Annotated in this window: 19 protein-coding genes and 1 pseudogene; 15 read left to right on the forward strand and 5 right to left on the reverse strand. The window is 70.4% G+C overall.

All coding sequences use genetic code 11. The features are described 5' to 3' along the window. Position 1: 1 nt before the first annotated feature. The 5 genes from ACWCQS_RS22330 (at position 2) to ACWCQS_RS22350 (ending at position 4,335) form a co-directional block, all read left to right on the forward strand. The gene (locus tag ACWCQS_RS22330; RefSeq protein WP_451006045.1) at positions 2-763 is read left to right on the forward strand and encodes an SDR family oxidoreductase; all 762 of its coding nucleotides are present in this window, start codon (positions 2-4) and stop codon (positions 761-763) included. Further along, positions 760-1,389, forward strand: a complete 630-nt coding sequence (locus ACWCQS_RS22335; RefSeq protein WP_451006046.1) for a bifunctional 4-hydroxy-2-oxoglutarate aldolase/2-dehydro-3-deoxy-phosphogluconate aldolase — start codon at positions 760-762, stop codon at positions 1,387-1,389. Before ACWCQS_RS22330 ends, ACWCQS_RS22335 begins: the two co-directional genes overlap by 4 nt. Then, on the forward strand, positions 1,386-2,483 hold the full coding sequence (locus tag ACWCQS_RS22340) for a PfkB family carbohydrate kinase (protein WP_451006047.1): 1,098 nt from the start codon (positions 1,386-1,388) through the stop codon (positions 2,481-2,483). Before ACWCQS_RS22335 ends, ACWCQS_RS22340 begins: the two co-directional genes overlap by 4 nt. A gap of 74 nt (positions 2,484-2,557) precedes the next feature. After that, positions 2,558-3,586 (forward strand): aldo/keto reductase, encoded by a 1,029-nt coding sequence (locus ACWCQS_RS22345; RefSeq protein ID WP_451006048.1) that lies wholly within the window; start codon positions 2,558-2,560, stop codon positions 3,584-3,586. Continuing rightward, entirely contained in the window at positions 3,577-4,335 is a 759-nt protein-coding gene (locus ACWCQS_RS22350) for a FadR/GntR family transcriptional regulator (RefSeq protein ID WP_451006049.1), read from the forward strand. The genes ACWCQS_RS22345 and ACWCQS_RS22350 overlap by 10 nt, the downstream gene beginning before the upstream one ends. 232 nt (positions 4,336-4,567) lie before the next feature. Here ACWCQS_RS22350 and ACWCQS_RS22355 read toward each other — a convergent pair whose 3' ends face one another. Next, positions 4,568-5,068 (reverse strand): universal stress protein, encoded by a 501-nt coding sequence (locus ACWCQS_RS22355; protein WP_451006050.1) that lies wholly within the window; start codon positions 5,066-5,068, stop codon positions 4,568-4,570. Positions 5,069-5,073: 5 nt separating this feature from the next. Beyond that, the gene (locus tag ACWCQS_RS22360; RefSeq protein WP_451006051.1) at positions 5,074-6,330 is read right to left on the reverse strand and encodes an SLC13 family permease; all 1,257 of its coding nucleotides are present in this window, start codon (positions 6,328-6,330) and stop codon (positions 5,074-5,076) included. A 442-nt stretch (positions 6,331-6,772) separates the two neighbouring features. Between ACWCQS_RS22360 and ACWCQS_RS22365 the strand changes: the two are divergent. The 6 genes and pseudogenes from ACWCQS_RS22365 to ACWCQS_RS22390 form a co-directional block, all read left to right on the forward strand. Next, positions 6,773-6,991, forward strand: a pseudogene (locus ACWCQS_RS22365) (hypothetical protein); the annotation flags it as partial. Positions 6,992-7,155: 164 nt separating this feature from the next. Beyond that, positions 7,156-7,518: a DUF4345 family protein gene (locus ACWCQS_RS22370; RefSeq protein WP_451006052.1), complete on the forward strand. Its 363-nt coding sequence runs from the start codon at positions 7,156-7,158 to the stop codon at positions 7,516-7,518. Between the two features lie 179 nt (positions 7,519-7,697). Next, the gene (locus ACWCQS_RS22375) at positions 7,698-8,351 is read left to right on the forward strand and encodes a class I SAM-dependent methyltransferase (RefSeq protein WP_451006198.1); all 654 of its coding nucleotides are present in this window, start codon (positions 7,698-7,700) and stop codon (positions 8,349-8,351) included. 424 nt (positions 8,352-8,775) lie between these two features. Further along, on the forward strand, positions 8,776-9,378 hold the full coding sequence (locus tag ACWCQS_RS22380) for an NAD-dependent epimerase/dehydratase family protein (protein ID WP_451006053.1): 603 nt from the start codon (positions 8,776-8,778) through the stop codon (positions 9,376-9,378). A 10-nt stretch (positions 9,379-9,388) separates the two neighbouring features. Further along, the gene (locus ACWCQS_RS22385; protein ID WP_451006054.1) at positions 9,389-10,204 is read left to right on the forward strand and encodes a helix-turn-helix domain-containing protein; all 816 of its coding nucleotides are present in this window, start codon (positions 9,389-9,391) and stop codon (positions 10,202-10,204) included. A 4-nt stretch (positions 10,205-10,208) separates the two neighbouring features. After that, a complete protein-coding gene (locus tag ACWCQS_RS22390) occupies positions 10,209-10,772 on the forward strand; it encodes an aldo/keto reductase (RefSeq protein WP_451006055.1) in 564 nt (187 codons plus the stop codon). Here the strand turns inward: ACWCQS_RS22390 and ACWCQS_RS22395 are convergent. Continuing rightward, positions 10,745-11,176, reverse strand: coding sequence for a hypothetical protein (locus ACWCQS_RS22395; protein ID WP_451006056.1), 432 nt, complete (start codon positions 11,174-11,176; stop codon positions 10,745-10,747). The two genes, ACWCQS_RS22390 and ACWCQS_RS22395, sit on opposite strands and share 28 nt — an antisense overlap. 403 nt (positions 11,177-11,579) lie before the next feature. On the opposite strand from ACWCQS_RS22395, the gene ACWCQS_RS22400 reads away from it, so the two are divergent. The 4 genes from ACWCQS_RS22400 to ACWCQS_RS22415 all read left to right on the forward strand — a co-directional run bounded on the left by ACWCQS_RS22400 (position 11,580) and on the right by ACWCQS_RS22415 (position 15,855). Continuing rightward, entirely contained in the window at positions 11,580-12,362 is a 783-nt protein-coding gene (locus ACWCQS_RS22400; protein WP_451006057.1) for a class I SAM-dependent methyltransferase, read from the forward strand. 144 nt (positions 12,363-12,506) lie between these two features. Further along, positions 12,507-12,833, forward strand: coding sequence for a hypothetical protein (locus ACWCQS_RS22405; RefSeq protein ID WP_451006058.1), 327 nt, complete (start codon positions 12,507-12,509; stop codon positions 12,831-12,833). Between the two features lie 210 nt (positions 12,834-13,043). Further along, entirely contained in the window at positions 13,044-14,807 is a 1,764-nt protein-coding gene (locus ACWCQS_RS22410; protein ID WP_451006059.1) for an MOSC domain-containing protein, read from the forward strand. Between the two features lie 220 nt (positions 14,808-15,027). Next, positions 15,028-15,855: an alpha/beta fold hydrolase gene (locus tag ACWCQS_RS22415; RefSeq protein WP_451006199.1), complete on the forward strand. Its 828-nt coding sequence runs from the start codon at positions 15,028-15,030 to the stop codon at positions 15,853-15,855. Positions 15,856-15,992: 137 nt separating this feature from the next. Here the strand turns inward: ACWCQS_RS22415 and ACWCQS_RS22420 are convergent, their stop codons facing one another. Then, entirely contained in the window at positions 15,993-16,835 is an 843-nt protein-coding gene (locus tag ACWCQS_RS22420) for a universal stress protein (RefSeq protein WP_451006060.1), read from the reverse strand. A 5-nt stretch (positions 16,836-16,840) separates the two neighbouring features. Then, positions 16,841-17,863, reverse strand: coding sequence for a zinc-dependent alcohol dehydrogenase (locus ACWCQS_RS22425; protein WP_451006061.1), 1,023 nt, complete (start codon positions 17,861-17,863; stop codon positions 16,841-16,843). Positions 17,864-17,878: the final 15 nt, after the last annotated feature.

The raw sequence follows: 17,878 nt of genomic DNA on the forward strand, positions 1-17,878 counted from the left end.
GATGCCCCTCTTCGACCTGACCGGCCGACTCGCCGTCGTCACCGGCGCCCGGCGCGGCATCGGCCGGGCCATGGCCCGAGCCCTCGCCGAAGCCGGCGCCGACGTCATCGGCGTCAGCGCCCAACTGGAGGAATCGGGCAGCGAGGTGGAGAAGGACGTACGAGCCGCGGGGCGCTCCTTCGAGGCGATCCGCGCCGACTTCGCCGATTCCGACGCCGTACGCGCCCTGGGCGCGGACCTCGCGAGCCGCGAGCGACCGGTGGACATCCTGATCAACAACGCGGGCACGATCCGCCGTACCCCTGTGACCCAACACTCTGATGCAGACTGGGAGTTGGTCCTCCAGGTCAATCTCAGCGCCCAGTTCGCGCTCACGCGGGCGATCGGCGCGACGATGGTCGCCAGGGGCCAGGGGAAGATCGTCTTCACGGCGTCGCTGCTCAGCCTTCAGGGCGGCATCACCGTCCCGGGCTACACGGCCGCCAAGCACGGCATCGCCGGACTGACCAAGGCACTGGCGAACGAGTGGGCACCGCACGGCGTCAACGTCAACGCCATCGCCCCGGGCTACATCGCCACCGACAACACCCAGGCGCTGCGGGACGATCCGGTGCGCAGCCGGGCGATCCTGGACCGCATCCCCGCCGGGCGCTGGGGCGAGGCCGACGATCTCGCGGGCGCCACCGTGTTCCTGGCCTCGGACGCCGCCGCCTACGTCCACGGCACCCTCCTGCCCGTCGACGGCGGATGGCTGGGCCGATGACCATCGATCTCGCCTCCGTGCTGGCCGGATCGCGCATCCTGCCCGTGCTGACCGTGCCCTCGGCGGCCGCCGCCGCTCCGCTGGCCGACGCTCTCGCGGCGGGCGGAGCCCGGTGTGCCGAGGTCACCTTCCGTACCCCCGACGCCGATCAGGTGGTGAAGACGATGGCGGCGCACGGCGGGCTGACGGTCGGCGCCGGCACCGTGCTCACGCCTGAGCAGGCGGAGCGGGCCGTGGCGGCCGGTGCCCGCTTCGTGGTGTCACCCGGCTTCGACGCGGACGTCGTCGCCACCTGCCGGGAGTTGGCAGTCCCCGTCGTGCCGGGCATCGCCACTGCCACGGAGCTGATGCGGGCCCTGCGCGCGGGCTTGAACACGGTCAAACTGTTCCCCGCCGAGCCGCTCGGCGGCCTGGGGTTCCTCAAGGCGCTCGCGGCTCCGTTCCCCCGAGCGCGCTTCCTGCCCGCGGGCGGAATCGGCCCGGTGCATCTCCCCGGCTATCTCTCCCACTCTGCGGTCCTCACCGTCGGCGGCAGCTGGATGGCAACCGCCGGCCACCTGGAGCGCGGCGACTACGACGAGGTCCGCCGGCTGACCGCGGAGGCCGTGGAGAGGGGCATGACATGACCGGCGGCGGTCCTGACGTCATCGCACTCGGCGAGGTGATGCTCCGCTTCGACCCCGGCGAGGGCCGCATCCGCACCGCCCGCACCTTCCAAATCTGGGAGGGCGGCGGCGAGTACAACGTCGTACGGGGACTGCGCCGCTGTTTCGGCCTGAGCACGGCCGTTGTGACCGCCCTGGTCGACAACGAGGTGGGGAGACTGGCCGAGGACCTGATCCTCCAGGGCGGTGTCGGCACATCACTGATCCGCTGGGTGCCCGGCGACGGCATCGGCCGCACCGCCCGCAACGGACTGAACTTCGTGGAACGGGGCTTCGGCGTCCGCGGCGCGCTGGGCGTGAGCGACCGCGCGAACACAGCGGTGTCCCAGCTGCGCAAGGGAGACGTGGACTGGGAGACGGTGTTCGGTTCCGGCCCGCGCTGGTTCCACACGGGCGGCATCTTCGCTGGTCTGTCCGACACCACGGTGGACGTGGCGGACGAGGCGATGGCCGCGGCACGGCGGCATGGCGTCACGGTTTCCTACGACCCCAACTACCGCCCCAGCCTCTGGGCCGACCGCGGCGGCGCGGAACGGGCCCGCGAGGTGGACCTGCGGCTCGTCCGGCACGCCGACGTGGTGGTGGGCGCGCTCGGTCTGGTCGGCCCTCGCCCGGGTGCCGTGCGGATCACGGCCGATGAGGTCGCGGACGCACTCGCCGAGGCGGCCGACCGGGCGCCAGGTGCCACAGTGCTGGCGACGACCCTGCGGGAGGTCCCCTCCGCCGGGGTGAACGACTGGTCCACGGCCGCCTGGTCGCCACAGACCGGTTTCATCGCCGGACCGGTCATGCGCGGTCTGCACGTGCTGGACCGTATCGGCTCCGGCGACGGCTTCGCGGCGGGCCTGATCTACGGGCTGCTGACCGCGGGCGGGGGCGGACGGCCTTCCGACGGGCGTCCGCCGTCCCCGGATGTCCCCGGGCTCCAGCGCGCCCTCGCCTATGGATCGGCCCACGGCGCCCTCGTCATGACCACCCCCGGCGACGTCTCCATGGCATCGCTCGCCGAGGTGGAGTCCCTGATCGCCGGCGGATCCGCCCACGTCAGCCGCTGAGCCGGCCTTGGGCTCGGTCATTGCCCTGGCCATTCAGAACGTCGCCCGGAACACAGCGCAGGGAGCGAGCACACATGAGACATCGGCCCATCGGACGCCGGAAGATCAGGAACACCACGGTCGAGCTGACCGAACTCGGCTTCGGAGCCTCCGTCATCGGCAACCTCTACGAGGCCACCCCGGCGAAGGACGCGGCTGCCGCGGTGGCGGCGGCCTGGAGGGCCGGCATCCGGTACTTCGACACCGCGCCGCACTACGGTCTCGGCCTGTCCGAGCGCCGGCTGGGCGCGGCACTGCGGCACCTGCCGCGCGCCGAGTACGTCGTGTCCTCCAAGGTGGGTCGGCTTCTCGTGCCCAACGAGCGGCCGCGCGGAGTCGACAGCGAGGGCTTCGTCGTACGGGACGATCTGCGCAGGCGGTGGGACTTCAGCCGGGACGGAGTGCTGCGCTCGATCGAGGAGACCCTGGAGCGCACGGGGCTGGACCGCCTGGACGTGGTCTACCTGCACGATCCGGACGACCACTGGCGGCAGGCCGCCGAGGAGGCCATGCCCGTGCTGGAGGAGCTGCGCGACCAGGGAGTGATCGGCGCGATCGGCGCGGGCATGAACCAGTCGGCGATGCTCGCCCGCTTCCTGCGCGAGACCGCCGCCGACGTGGTGATGCTGGCCGGGCGCTACACGCTCCTCGACCAGTCGGCGCTGGACGACGTCCTGCCCGCCGCGCGGGAACTGGGCAAAAGTGTGGTCGCCGTCGGCGTGTTCAACTCCGGGCTGCTCTCCCACGACCGGCCTGCCGAGGGAATGATGTACGACTACCGGGAGGCTCCGCCGGAGCTGGTCGCGCGCGCCCGCGAGATCGCCCAGGTCTGCGCGGAGCACGGGACGAGCCTGCCCGCCGCGGCCATGGCCTTCCCCCGCACGCATCCCAGTATCATCAACGTCACCCTGGGCATGCGAAACCGCGAACAGGTCGAGCGGAACGCGGAACTTCACCACCGGCCCGTTCCCGACGGTCTGTGGGCCGACCTTCGCGCTCGGGGCCTGATCAGGGCGGACGTGCCGGCGCGGGCCGGTCGCGGGAGGAGTGCGCGGTGTCTTTGACCGACAAGGCCATCGAGCACATCCGTGAGCTGATCCGCAGCGGCGCGCTGCCTCCGGGTTCGAAGCTGCCGCCGGAGGCGGACCTCGCCGCCCAGCTGGGCCTGTCCCGCAACCTCGCCCGCGAGGCCGTCAAGGCACTGGCCGTCGCACGCGTGCTGGACGTCCGGCGAGGCGACGGAACGTACGTGACCAGTCTGGAGCCCAGCCTGCTGTTCGAGGGCCTGGGGGGAGCCGTGGAACTCCTCCAGAGCGACTCGGCCGCGCTGCTGGACCTGATGGAGGTCCGCCGGCTGCTGGAGCCGGCGGCCACCGCCCTGGCCGCCACCCGGATCTCCGACGACCAACTGGCCGAGGTCAAGCGCCATCTGGACGCCATGCGCGAGGCCCGCGACGATGTCGAGCAGCTCAACGCCCACGACGCGGCCTTCCACCGGGCCGTGATCTCCGCGACGGGCAACGACTCGCTCCTCACGCTCCTGGAAGGCATATCGGGCCGCACGCTGCGCGCCCGGATCTGGCGCGGCCTTGTCGACGACCAGGCCGCGGGCCGCACCCTCGCCGAACACGAGTCGATCTTCACGGCCCTCTCCTCCCGCGACGCCTTCCTGAGCCAGGCCGCCGCCCTCCTGCACGTCAACAACACCGAGCAGTGGCTGAGGGAACACCTGCGCTCCTCGGAGTCACCCGTCACCGGTACAGCGGGGCGTCGCCGGGGTGCTCCGGCGAAGCCTCCCCGCCAGGAGGCGTGAGGAGCTCCCGGGGACCTGCCGGTGGACGCCCTACAGGCATGTCGACGGGGCGTCGGCTCGCTGTCGGCGCCCACCGGCGCCGCGAGCGGGAAGAGCCGGGCTCAGCTGCCGGGATCCCCGCCACCGAGGTCTGCTGGACATCGACTGCTCGCATCGCACCAAGAATTCGATCTGCTTCACCGTCGCCCATGTTCCTGGCCGCGGAAGACGGTCCGATGCCGGGTGCCTGCCGCTATCGGTGGTGCGGCGGGTGGGGTGGCGGGGGCGGGATGGTGTCGATGCCTGGCGCGGGCTCGGGCCACACCAGCAGGACGGGGCACGGGGCGTGGTCGACGATGAAACGGCCGGCATGCCCCAGGCTGCGCGGCCCGAGATGGGTCCGGTCACCGTCGCGGGTGAGGATGAGCAGGTCGGCACCCTCGGCAGCTGCGACGACCTCCCGCTCGACCCGGCCGGTCCGCTCGACACGGGCGCACGGGCGGCCCAGACGCTGCGCGGCCTCGGCCAGGAACGTCTCGGCGGAGGCAGCGGCGAGGTGCTCCACCTGCGTGCCGGGGTCGCGTTCGCCATGGCCTCGGCCGAGCAGACCGGCGAAGGCGCCGTGCGCCGCGCCCGGGACGTCGGCCGGGGTGACGTGGAGCAGCACGATGTCGGCGTCGTCGGGCGCGTGGGCGCGGGCGGCGTCGATGCCGGCTGGCCAGGTGCCCTCGGTGATCCAGGCGATGACTTTCATGACGGTCAGCCTCCGATGAGGGTGAGCGAGGTCCACAGTGCCACCACCGACAGCCCCAGGGCGGCAGGCACGGTGAAGACACCGAGCCGGGTGAACTCACCGAGTTCGACGTTACTGTCGTGTTCGTGCACGATGCGCCGCCACAGCAGCGTGGCCAGGGAGCCGGCGTAGGTGAGGTTCGGGCCGATGTTCACCCCCAGCAGGACTGCCAGGACAGCGGCCGGCCCGGACGGGGCGGTCAGCGGCAGCAGCACCAGCACGGCGGGCAGATTGTTGATGACGTTGGCCAGCACCGCGGCCAGGGCCGCGATACCGCACAACGCCGCCAGCCCGGTACCGCCCGGGATCAGGTGTCCCAGCCCCGCCGCCAGCCCGTTGTCGACGACCGCGCGGACCACCAGTCCCAGGGCCAGGACGAAGGCGAGGAACGGCACCGCGGCGGCCCGCACGATGGCGGTGGGCGTGGTACGGCGCTGGGCCAGAGCCCGCCCGGCGAGCACGAGGGCGCCGGCGAAGGCCGCCCACGCGGGATTGACGTCCACCACGGACGTGAGGACGAACCCGGCCAGCGTGCAGGCCACTGTGATGAGGGCAAACACCGGCAGTTCGCGTTGCCCGGCGGTGCGTGGGGCCTGAGCCCCTGCGTCCAGGTCGGTGGCAAAGAACCGGCGGAAGACCACGTACTCGGTGGCGATGGCCGCCAGCCAGGGCAAGGCCATCAGGGCGGCGAAGCGCGTGAAGCTCAGCCCGCTGGCGGCGAACGCGAGCAGGTTGGTGAGGTTGGAGACCGGCAGCAGCAGCGACGCGGTGTTCGACAGGTGGGTGCAGGCGTAGACGTGCGGTTTCGGCCGGGCACCGAGCCGGGCGGCGGTGGCGAACACCACCGGCGTCAGCAGCACGATCGTGGCATCCAGACTGAGCACCGCGGTGATCACGGACGCGGCGGCGAACACCTGCACCAGCAGGCGGCGCGGGCGCCCCGCCGCACTACGGGCCATCCACGCCCCGCACGCGTGGAACAGCCCCTCGTCGTCACACAGTTGAGCGAGGACCAGGACGGCCGCAAGGAACCCGATCACCGGCCCGAGCCGCTCTGCCTCCGCACGGGCGTGCGCCAGCGAGAGCGCACCGGTGGCGATCACCACACCCGCAGCCGGGACGGCGACCACCGCCTCCGGCCACCCGAACGGGCGAATGACAGCGCACGCCAGCACCGCCAGCAGCAGAACGACGGAGACGGCCTCCGCCACAGATGAGTTCACCACTTGATCTTCCCCCGCCCGCGACCGCCCGCGCGACCTGGCGAGGGCGGGCCCGCCTGCCGGGCAGCGACAAGACGGGAGCCCAGTGCGAATCGCTGCTGTCGCAGTGTCATGGAGCGGTGCGTGACCGCGGGGTGATTGCGGCAGCCGAACAACTGCGAGGCCGCACCTGTCCCCCGGCCAGGGCCGCCCCTCCGAAGCGATCTCTGTCAAGTTCCGGACGAGTCCCGGGCCGGCGTCCGGTGTTGATCGAGTTACAGATGCGGCGGTTCTGCTGCGGCGAACGTGCCAGTGCGCAGGCGACGTTCGCTGAGCAGGCCGACGGGCCGACCTTCCGGCACGGGCGGCGAAGCGCCGGCCCGCAGGCAGTACTTGAGCACGTCGCGGTGATGCCGGCCGGCTGGGCCGGCGCCCGCTTGTCCCAGGCCCTGACGGCCGCGGTGAGCTGCCTGCCCTGCACACCTTCGTGACCGGCCTCGGCGAGCGCCTCGACGCCGTCATCGCCGGCCTCAGCCTGCGATACAGCTCCGGCGCCGGCGAAGACCACAACAACAAGATCAAGATGCTGAAGCGCCAGATGTTCGGCCGCGCCAACTTCGACCTGTCCCGCAAACGGGTCCTCCTCGCCGCGCGAGGCCGGTCACGATCGCGGTTTCGGTGACCCTCCGTGGCCCTGGCATTGAAAGTTGATCCAGGACCAGAGTTTCAGCCGCCGCCGACAGCTGCGACAGGTTCGAAGGTACCGCCAGGACATCAAGGAGTCGGCGAGCTCGACCGCCAAGCCAGAAAGACCCTCCGCTGTCGCAGCAGCCAACACCATCGTCCGTGTCTACCTGCTGGCGGCCACCGCCATGGCGCTCGGAGACGTCCCTGCAGCAATTGTCGCGGGGAGGCCCGGCGGACGCGGACAGACTGCAACGCTTCATGGCCGTCGTCTACATCGGCTGGGCTCCCCTGTTCTTCTGGGCGGCGGCAACGATCCGTCGGCAGGGAGCGCTCGTCTACTTCCTGGCAGCCCCGATCTTCCTCGGGGGCGTCGGTCGGCTGGTCTCCTTCTCCCAGTACGGCATTCCCAGCCCAGCGAGAGTCTTCCTCGCCTCCGCCCTCCTGGATTTCCTCCTCGCGATCGTCATCGTCCGGGCACAGTCCACTGCGCTCAGATCCAGACGAGCGCCGACCTCCGCCTGAAGCACCGATGCCGGGCGGGCAGGGCACGTCCACGTACGGCAACTCGACACACGGCTCCGCCGTGGGGACCCTCTGACTCTTGACCTTCCCCAAAGGTGAAGGCCGACGGTGTCTACGGCAACCAGGTCGGCGAGCTGAGCCTGATCGGCTTTGTCCGAGCCCGGATGAGAGGAACCCGCATGGATGACGCCGCTCTCCTGGCAGAGCAGAGGGCCTACTACAGGGCCGCCGCGGCCGAATACGACCGGCAATACGCAGAATATGAAGCCCTGCAGCAATTGCTGGCTGTCGTCGATGACCTCCCGATCGCCGGGGATGTGCTGGAGCTGGCCTGCGGAACGGGCCAGTGGACCCCGAGACTTGCCGCACGGGCACGTTCGGTGACGGCCGTCGACGCGGCAACCGAAGTGTTGGCCCTCGCTCGGGCGCGCACCACGTCCCCCACCGTCCAGTTCATCGAGGCCGACCTGTTCGAGTGGCAGCCGCCACGACGCTACGACACCGTGTTCTTCGCCTTCTGGCTCTCCCATGTCCCACCGACGCGGTTGCCCGACTTCTGGAGCACCGTCTCGGCCGCACTCGCGCCGGGCGGCAAAGCGATCTTCATCGACGACGGCCCAGGCGCAGCCGCATACGAGGAAGTCCTCGCGAACCAGCCGATCCCAGCAGCGCTGCGTCGACTGGATGACGGCAGCCAGTACCGCATCGTGAAGGTGTTCCACGATGCCCAGACCCTCAGGGACGACCTCACCGCGCTGGGGTGGTCAGTCCACATCCAGACCAGAGCCGGAAACTTCATCGGCATTGCAGAACCGCCGACCACCGCTGGCTGAGGAGACTGCGCTGCGGCAGTTGTGGGTCCAGCGGCTCGGGCGGGTCCGATGGCAGCGGCGTGGCAGAGACGGTGGCGGCCCGGCCGGCCATCCGGGTGGCCTTACGGGCCTCCAGGGCGACCACCTCGTCGCCGCAGGTGCTGTCCGCCGTGCTGCCATACCCCATCGGGTCAAATCCCTCGCCCTGTTGGCGCTTCCAGCGCGACATGGCCGTAGGCACGCTGGGCCCTGACGAACGTGGAGCAGTCGGCAGCTCGGGGCACCGTGTGAGTCACATCTCCGGCTCCGACCAGAAGTCGGGCGGGACGATACCGACGGAGCCGTACGAAATAGGGAGGGGCCGGCGTCGCGCTGAGACTGTCCCTCGGAGTACTGGTATCGGTGAGATCTGGAACGCGACGATCCGGCTGCCGACCATAAGGGCATGGCACATGTACTCGTCACGGGCGGAACCGGGTTTCTGGGTTCCCACACGATCGCGCAGCTCCTGACCGCCGGGCACACCGTCACGACCACGGTGCGCTCCCTGGCACGGCGGTCCGACGTCGAGCGGATGCTCGTCGTGGCCGGATCCCCGCACGCGGACGGCGTCTCCTTTGTGGAGACGGATCTGACCTCTGACCGGGGCTGGGACCGGGCCGTGGCGGGAGCCGACCACGTCCTGCACGTGGCCTCGCCGTTTCCCGGAGCGCGGCCGAAGAGTGCGGACGAGGTGATCGTCCCGGCCCGTGACGGGGCCCTGCGGGTCCTGCGCGCCGCCCGGGACGCGGGCGTCCGGCGCACGGTGCTGACCTCCTCCTTCGCAGCGGTGGGTTACGGTCACCGGCGGACCGCACGGACGTTCAGCGAGGCCGACTGGACGGAGACCGAAGGGCCGGGGGTGTCCGCGTACGTGCAGCTGGGCGTCGTGCGCCGCGCCTCCAACGCGAAGGCTCGCAAGGAGCTGGGCTGGTCTCCGCGTTCCAACGAGGACGCCGTCGTGGCCACCGCGGAGAGCCTGGTCCGCCTCGGACTGCTGAGCCATTAGCGTCGAGAGCATGGTGCACGAAACGGCCGAAACCCTGGGCGAGTTCCTGCGGGCCCGGCGCGGGCAGATCAGCCCGCAACAGGTCGGGCTGCCCGCCGGTGAGCGGCGCCGGGTACCCGGACTGCGGCGCGAGGAGGTCGCCCAGCTCGCCGGCATCAGTCCCGAGTACTACCTGCGCCTGGAACAGGGCCGCAACCTCAACCCCTCCGACCAGATCCTGGCCGCCCTCGCCGGCGCCCTCCAGCTCGACGAGGATACCGTCGCCTACCTGCACCGACTCGCCCACCCCGCTCCGCCCACCCGCAGGCCGCGCAGCCGGGCCCGTACGAACCAGGGCGATCTCCAGCCGCTCCTGGACAGCTGGCCGCAGACCCCCGCCTACGCCCAGGGGGCCGGCGGACGGGTCGTCGCCGCGAACCGGCTGGCCGTGCTGCTGTGCCCCTTCTTCGCCGTGGGCCGCAATCCGCTGCGGGCCGCCTTCCTCGAACCCGAGATGCGCAGCCTCTACCCGCAGTGGGACGACATGACCGCCAAGGCCGTCTCCGGCCTGCGCGCCATGCTCAACATCGACGAGGCCGACCCGGAGCTACTGGAGACCATCGGCGAACTCACCGTCGCCAGCGAGCGGTTCAGCACCCTGTGGACCCGCCGGGAGGTCCGCCGCCGCGACACCGGCCTCACCCGGCTGAACCACCCGCTCGTCGGCGAACTCGACCTGCACTACGAGAAGATGGTGCGCCCGCAGGCCCGCCAGCTGATCGTCGTCTACTACGCCGACCAGGGCTCCACCAGCGCCGAGCGCCTGGCACTGCTCGGCAGCCTCTGACCACGTGCGAGGACGGCGAACCCGACGGACCATTGCGGCCTACCGCGCCCTGGAGAAGCTCCTGTCCGACGGCAAGGTCCGCGCCGTCGGCGTCAGCAACTTCATGGTCGACCACTTGACGACACTGCTCGACGCGACCTCCGTCGTCCCCGCGGTCAACCAGCTGGAGATCCACCCCTACTTCCAGCAGCGCATCGTCCTCGACTTCGACGACCAGCACGGCATCCTCAACCAGGCGTGGTCCCCCATCGGAGGGATCACCTTCTACCCGGGATACGGGGAGGACCGCAAGAGCGTCCTCCAGGACCCCGCCGTCACCCGCATCGCCGAGGCGCACGGCAAGAGCCCCGCCCAGGTGCTGCTGCGCTGGGGCCTCCAGCAGGGCCGCTCGGTCATCCCCAAGTCGACCAAGCCCGCACGCATCACCGAGAACATCGACGTCTTCGACGTCGAACTCACCGCCGACGAGCTCACCGCCATCGACGCACTCGAGACCGGACGACGCGGCGGCCCCGAACCCGAAGCCGTCGCCCTCGCCGCCTACGGCCGCGCCATCCCCGAAGCCTGACCCGACCGCGCAAGGCCGAGCACTTCCTCGCCTTCGTCGGCATCGCCAGCAGCGCTGATCTGCTGTCGACGCTGCCCCAAACCGCGTGACACCCCCGAGACGGCTGCACGATGATCAGTGCCGTGAACGCAGCTGATGAGTCCGAAGTCGTGGTGGCCCGCTTGTGGCAGGAATTCAGGAGTGAGCCGTGGCCCGCCCGGCTGAACGGCGCTGAGTTGGCCGGCATCGACCTTGTGATGCTCGATGCCGACCTCGCCGGGTGCGTGCACACGTGGTTGAACAACGGTGGTCACCTCGACGCACGGCGCCTCAGGACCCTGAACCGGCGCATCCGCGAGCTTGAGCAGGTCCTGCCACAGCTCACCGAGGCAGACGCGCCTCGAAGGTGGCAGCGCCTGCATCAACTGGCTCAACGTGTCTCAGACGACACTCCGTACCCCACCAACTGGACACCCTCTTGAAGGAGGATACGATCGACCGCGGACTGGAACTGGTCCAGCGGTTGGCGAAGTTCTCCGGTCAGTATCCGTGGCAGTGGACCGCCGCCGAGGTCGAGGCGTTCATCGACCACCTGCGCGCGGGATGTCGGCCCATCGAGGTGTCCACGGCCCGCGGACACCTCGACAACCTGTCGACATTCGGAGAGGTGAAGGGGTACGACGGGGATCCGCTGCCTGACCCGCCGAGGGCTGACGGCAGCACAGCGGCGTACTGCCGACCGGGCGGGGACGCTCCGGCGGAGAGGCCGTGCCGCTCGCCCCGGGCTACGCTGCCAGGCGGGGGCCGTCGTGGATCACGGAGTCAGCCATGCCGAAGCCCGAGCTGTCGAGGAACCGGTCGTCTCTGAAGCACAAGGTCCGATATGCCGTACGGCACCCCGGGCGGATCCCTGCCTATCTACGCCGCGCCGCACGGGACACCTGGCTGGGCTTCCGTCACCGCGACCACGTCGGGTACTACCGCGCCGTCATGGCCTCCGACACCGCGCGCAGCCCCGAGCGTGCCGTCGGGAGCGGCTCGGAGGCCAGCTGGCTGGCGCTCGGGCAGATGCAGTTCGACTACCTGGTCGAACACGGGCTGAAGACGCAGGACCGGATGCTGGAGATCGGCTGCGGGAACCTGCGCGCGGGGTGGCGGTTCATCGACCACCTCGACCCCGGTCACTACTACGGGATCGACATCTCGCCGGACATCCTCCTCGAGGCACAGCGCACCCTCGTCCGCCGGGGCCTGCAGGGCCGCCTCCCCCACTTGGCCCTCGTCGAGAACCTGACGCTCGACTTCCTGCCGTCGGGCTGGTTCACCGTGGTGCACGCCCACAGCGTCTTCTCGCACTCGCCGCTGGAGGTGATCGACGAGTGCCTGGCCAACGTCGGGCGGGTGCTGGCCCCGGGCGGCTTCTTCGACTTCACCTACGATCGCACGGAGGGCACCGAGCACCAGGTGCTCCGCGAGGACTTCTACTACCGCACCGAGACCCTCCTCTCGCTGGCCGAACGGCATGGCCTGACAGCCCGCTTCATGGACGACTGGGAGCGGCGCCCGCACGGCCAGTCGAAGATCCGGGTCACGCACGCGGTGGCGGCGTAGTGGTTCAGCGACACCTGTCGATCTCCCGCTGTGATCGCTTTCCGTGTGTTTCCGTGGCAACGCTTTGCCTCGCCACACGCCACCGGAAACGCGCGAGAATTGAAGAGGCACACCACACCGACTCCGATGAAGGGAGGAGGAGGGATGGCCAAGACGGCGGAGACATCGCAACAGCAAACCCATGAGGGGGACGGCGCGGGTCTGCACCTGCACATGCGCACGCTGCATCCTTCGGTGCCGATTCCGTACCTCAGCATGGAGGAGATGACGAGCACGGCCCGGGCGGCGACGGCCCGCATGCCCGGTACGCCCACAGTCAAGGATCTCGCCTTCTACGGCGGCCTCGGCGCACTGACCGTGGCGGGAGCTCTGGAATGGCCCGTCGCCCTCGCCGTCGGCGGAGCCACCTGGCTGGTACGCAGCGGGCGGAAGGAGAAGAAGGAGAAGCAGACCGCAGGCGCCCAGACATAGGCGTCCGGGCGTGGGGGCAGTCCGGCGCCCGGGCCGGTCGATCGGATCCTCGATCAGGCCCTTCTGGACCGGCCTGGCAGTGACCGGATCCGGCTGGCCCTGTTCCGCAACCAACCCACCGACATCGCGGTATGGGGCCAGGGGGACGGATCTTCAGACGGGGCGGCAGGAAGCCATGCTGGGAGAGGGGCGGCTATGGTGGCCACGTTGATGGCAGTGAATGTCGGCCTGCCGAAAGATGTCCCCTGGCACGGCAGGACCGTGTTCACCGGCGTCTACAAGCACACGGTTTCCGGGCCGCGGATGGTGCGGCGGCTGAACATCGACGGGGACGGACAAGGGGATCTGGGCGGACACGGCGGTGAACAGCGAGCCGTCTTGGTATACCAGCTGGACTCGTATCGCTTTTGGCAGAAGGAACTGGGACGAGACGACCTCGCACCCGGGCAGTTCGGTGAGAACTTCACGGTCGAGGGTCTGCCCGACGACGAGGTCTGCATCGGGGACCGCTACCGCATCGGAGGGGCGCTCTTCGAGGTCACCCAGCCCCGGGTGACGTGTTACCGGGTGGGGCTGCGCATGCGGGAACCTCAGATGGCCGCCTTGCTTGTGGCCCACCATCGTCCCGGGTTCTATCTGCGGGTGATCGAGGAGGGGGAGGTCGAGGCGGGGCAGGAGATCGTCAAGGTCTCCACCGGACCCGAGGCGATGACGGTCGAGGAGATCGACGGGATCCTCTACCTGCCTGGCCACACGCGTGAGCAGGTGGAACGCGCACTTCACATCCCGGCCCTCAGCCCGGGCTGGCAGGTCTCGATGCGGACTCTTCTGGAACAGGCCGACAGCCGGGCAGGCGCTTCCACCGGGAGCGCCGGTCTGAACACGGCTGCCACCGCCCCGCCACCTGCCTGGCAGGGCTTCCGCCCGCTGACCGTCACGCACATCCAACCCGAGAGCAGCAGCGTGTTCTCCCTGCACCTGGCAGCCCCGGACGGCTCCGAACTGCCGACGGCACAGCCCGGCCAGTTCCTCACGGTCAAGGTCCAGCCCGCCGGAGGGGTGAAACCGCCGCTGATCCGCAGTTACTCGCTCTCGGGCGAGCCGGGCACGGGCACATACCGCATCAGTGTCAAGGTCGAACCCCACGGCGCTGCCGGCAACGAACTGCGCGCTCACACCCGAGTCGGCGACCGGTTGGAAGCCGCAGCGCCCCGTGGCACCTTCTGCCTCGCCCAGGGCGACGGTCCGGTGATCCTGCTGTCGGCGGGAGTGGGGGTGACGCCGGTACTGGCGATGCTGCACGCGCTCGCGCGGGATCACTCCACTCGACAGGTGCGGTGGCTGCACGGAGCGCGGAACGGCACGGAGCATCCCTTCGCCCAGGAATGCCAAGATCTGATCGCCGCCCTCCCCAACGCGCGGTCGACCGTCTTCTACAGCGCTCCACGGGCCACGGACCGCCGCGGCGTCGACTACGGCGAAGCAGGGCGCCTGACGGCCGATCGCGTTCCGGAACTCGGTCTGCCGACCGACGCCGACGCCTACCTCTGCGGCCCGGTGGGCTTCATGGACAGCCTCACCACCGCGCTCATCGACTGGGGCCTGGACGCCACCAGGGTCCACACAGAGATCTTCGGTGCGGGGGCGGCTCTCACTCCTGGCATCAAGGGCTCCACGGCCACCCCCGCACCCCATCAACCGCCGGGTCCTGCAGGCACAGGACCGGAGGTCTCCTTCGCCCGCAGCGGCCTCAACGTTCCGTGGAACGACGCCCAGGAGTCCCTTCTCGAACTGGCGGAAGCGTGTGACGTTCCCGTCCAGTGGTCCTGCCGCACCGGCGTGTGCCACACCTGCGAACTCGCGCTGATGGCCGGCACCGTCGACTACTCCCCGGACCCCGTCGAGCCTCCGGCGGAAGGCAACGTCCTCATCTGCTGCTCCAAGCCGACCAGCGCCGTCGTCCTGGACCTGTAGCGCAAGCCGCGCTGGAATTCACCCGGTTGGACGGTGCTGCCGTGCCTGCTCCCACCCATGGGTGAACGCTGAGGTGGGCCACAGGAGTCCCAGCGAAAGCGAGAACGGCATGACGGTGACGATCCGAAGCTCACTGCGCCGCGTACTGCCCCTCCGCTTCGCGACAGCGGGATGCGCCGTTGCCGTTCTGTGCGCGCCGACCACCGCCCCTGCCTTGACGGTGGACGCCGCAGCGAGCGGCCGGAAGCCGACCATCGTCCTGGTGCACGGCGCGTTCGCGGACGCCTCCAGCTGGAACGGAGTGATCGAACGACTCGAACGCCGCGGTTACACGGTCATGGCCCCGGCCAATCCACTGCGCGGCCTGTACAGCGACTCCGCGTACATTGCCTCGGTCCTCAAGTCGATCAAAGGTCCGATCGTCCTGGTCGGCCACTCCTACGGCGGCGCCGTCATCAGCACGGCCGCCGCGGGCAACCCGGAGGTCAAGTCCCTGGTCTACATATCCGCTCAGATGCCCGACGTCGGGGAGAGCGGTACGTCGCTGGCCGCCCGGTTCCCGAGTGCCCTCGCCACCGCCACGACCTCCGTGCCCTATCGAACGGGTCGGACCAACGGGATTGACCTGTACCTCAAGCGGGACAAGGTGTACCCGCTCTTCGCTGCCTGCCTGCCCATGAGCCAGGCGAACCTGCTCGGGGTGACCCAGCGCCCGGCCGCGACGACCGCGTTCTCGCAGACCGCCAAGGTCGCCGCCTGGAAGACCATCCCGTCCTGGGCTCTCGTGGGCCGCCAGGACAAGACCATCAACCCGGACCAGGAACGCTTCGAGGCCAGACGCGCCAAGTCCCACACCGTGGAGATCAACTCCTGCCATGTGTCACTCATCGCTCATCCCGACGCTGTCGCCGCCTTGATCCTGCAGGGCGCGACGGCTGCCGGCCAGGCGCGCCCCGGCTCGCGGACACCGGTTCCGACGGGTACGGCCGGCACGCCGCCGAGCTCGACGGCATCGCGAGTACGTTCCTGGCTGCCGGTGCTGCGGTAAATAGTTCGCAGTCGGCGCGTCGCAGTGTGTCATGTGCCAGGCACCGCGACGCCGCCCGGACCGGTCGGCCCTGACCTGAACCCTGGCGAGGCTGCCGCCGTGACCTCGCGATTCACTCAGCAGCCGGTCACCGGCTGTCACGCCCGCTGGGGTACGACGGCGACCGGACAGGCGCAGTCGTGCAGCACGGCATGGGCGACACGGCCGAGCTGGAGGCCGTAGTGGCCCTCTCGCCGCCGGGCTCCGACGACCAGCAGGTCCGCCTCCGCCGAGACGGCCGACAGCACCTGGCGGGCGGAGCCCTCGAGGGTACGCCGGTGCACCTGGACATCGGCCGGGAGGTCCTGCAAGGCCGCTTCCAGGGCCGCTTCACCCGACAGCCTGCCATGGTCGATGCTCTCGTGAGCAGGGCACCGCCAGGCTCGTACGGCGTCCAGCGGCACCCCGCGCAGCCGCGCCTCGTCCAAGGCGAAGCGCACGGCCGCGGCGCTCTCCGCGTTCTCGCCGACACCGACGGCGATCCGGCCGTGCACCCCGGACGGTGCCCGGTTGTCGTGGCTGCCGCGCAGCACGATGACCGGGCAGTGCGCGTGACCGGCCACCGTCACGCTGACGGAGCCGACGAGCGCCTCGGCCATTCCGCTTCGCCCGCGGGAGCCCAGGACGACCGCCGAGGCCATACGGCTCTCCCGCACGAGGGCGTATTCGGGCTCCTCGGGCAGTACGTCGGTGGAGATCTTCACGTCGGTCTGCCGGCGCCGGGCCCGCCGCTCGGCGGTCGCCACGATCTCCTCGGCCATCAGCTGATCGGAGGGCCTGCCGAGGTCTGCGGCGAGGGAGACACCCTCGTACCGCTCCCACAGCGAGGCGTACACCAGCCGGAGCGGCACCCCGCGCACGGCGGCCTCGTCGGCCGCCCAGTCGACGGCCCGCAGGCTCGGCTCGGAGCCGTCGACGCCTACCACGATGGGGAGGTCCATCGCTGTCAGCCCCCCGTTCCGAGGTCGAAGACGATGCGGGCCTTGACCTGGCCGCGCAGGACGTCGTCGATGGACTCGTTGACGCAGGTGAGGGGCCGGGTCTCGTGGATGACCTCGGTCCGGCCGGCCGCGTGCAGCTGGAAGACCTCCGCGAGGTCCTGCCGGGTGCCGACGATGGAGCCGATCACCGAGGTGCCGTTCAGGACGGTGTCGAAGATCGGGACGCGGACGGTGCCGTGTGCGGGCAGGGCCACCATGACCAGCTTGCCGCCGCGTCGCAGCCCGGAGTTGACCGCCTCGAACGCGGCGTCGTGCACCGCGAGCGCGATCGCGGCGTGGGCGCCGCCGTGCTGCTTGAGTACCTGGCCGACATTCTGCTTGCGGGCGTCGATGACGAGGTCGGCGCCGAGTTTCTCGGCGAGTTCGAGCTTGTCGTCGGTGACGTCGATGGCGGCGACGGTAGCACCGGCGATCTTCGCGTACTGCACGGCGAGATGGCCGAGGCCTCCGACACCGGAGATCGCCACGAGCTGGGCGGGCCGGACCTCGGCGACCTTCAGGGCCTTGTACGTCGTCACGCCGGCGCAGGTCAGCGGGGCGGCGTCGAACGGGCTGATGCCCTCGGGCACCGGCTGGACGAAGTCGGCCCAGGCGAGCATCTTCTCGGCGTGGCCGCCGTCGCAGCCGTACCCGGTGTTGATCTGCTGCTCGCACAGTGTCTCCCAGCCGGACAGGCAGTGCTCGCACCGCCCGCAGGCCCTGCCCAGCCACGGCACGGCGACCCGCCGGCCGACGGCCAGGTGGGTGACCCCGTCGCCGAGGGCCTCGACCAGGCCGACGCCCTCATGGCCGGGGACGAACGGCGGGTCCGGCTTGACCGGCCAGTCGCCGTGCGCGGCGTGGATGTCGGTGTGGCACAGGCCGGAGGCCTCGACGCGGATGCGGACCTGGCCGGGGCCGGGCTCGGGATCAGGACGCTCCTCGATGACCAGGGGTTGACCGAAGGCTCGTACGACCGCTGCCTTCATGATGTCTGCTCCTCG

The sequence above is a fragment of the Streptomyces sp. NPDC002076 genome, from assembly GCF_053593835.1.

What these genes read in the sequence shown, in the direction of transcription:
- ACWCQS_RS22420 (WP_451006060.1), bottom strand. Translation starts at nt 16,835, where the DNA reads ATGGACCTCCCCATCGTGGTAGGCGTCGACGGCTCCGAGCCGAGCCTG.
- ACWCQS_RS22410 (WP_451006059.1), top strand. Translation starts at nt 13,044, where the DNA reads ATGGCAGTGAATGTCGGCCTGCCGAAAGATGTCCCCTGGCACGGCAGG.
- ACWCQS_RS22375 (WP_451006198.1), top strand. Translation starts at nt 7,698, where the DNA reads ATGGATGACGCCGCTCTCCTGGCAGAGCAGAGGGCCTACTACAGGGCC.
- ACWCQS_RS22345 (WP_451006048.1), top strand. Translation starts at nt 2,558, where the DNA reads ATGAGACATCGGCCCATCGGACGCCGGAAGATCAGGAACACCACGGTC.
- ACWCQS_RS22335 (WP_451006046.1), top strand. Translation starts at nt 760, where the DNA reads ATGACCATCGATCTCGCCTCCGTGCTGGCCGGATCGCGCATCCTGCCC.
- ACWCQS_RS22385 (WP_451006054.1), top strand. Translation starts at nt 9,389, where the DNA reads ATGGTGCACGAAACGGCCGAAACCCTGGGCGAGTTCCTGCGGGCCCGG.
- ACWCQS_RS22380 (WP_451006053.1), top strand. Translation starts at nt 8,776, where the DNA reads ATGGCACATGTACTCGTCACGGGCGGAACCGGGTTTCTGGGTTCCCAC.
- ACWCQS_RS22340 (WP_451006047.1), top strand. Translation starts at nt 1,386, where the DNA reads ATGACCGGCGGCGGTCCTGACGTCATCGCACTCGGCGAGGTGATGCTC.
- ACWCQS_RS22330 (WP_451006045.1), top strand. Translation starts at nt 2, where the DNA reads ATGCCCCTCTTCGACCTGACCGGCCGACTCGCCGTCGTCACCGGCGCC.
- ACWCQS_RS22355 (WP_451006050.1), bottom strand. Translation starts at nt 5,068, where the DNA reads ATGAAAGTCATCGCCTGGATCACCGAGGGCACCTGGCCAGCCGGCATC.
- ACWCQS_RS22425 (WP_451006061.1), bottom strand. Translation starts at nt 17,863, where the DNA reads ATGAAGGCAGCGGTCGTACGAGCCTTCGGTCAACCCCTGGTCATCGAG.
- ACWCQS_RS22405 (WP_451006058.1), top strand. Translation starts at nt 12,507, where the DNA reads ATGGCCAAGACGGCGGAGACATCGCAACAGCAAACCCATGAGGGGGAC.
- ACWCQS_RS22400 (WP_451006057.1), top strand. Translation starts at nt 11,580, where the DNA reads ATGCCGAAGCCCGAGCTGTCGAGGAACCGGTCGTCTCTGAAGCACAAG.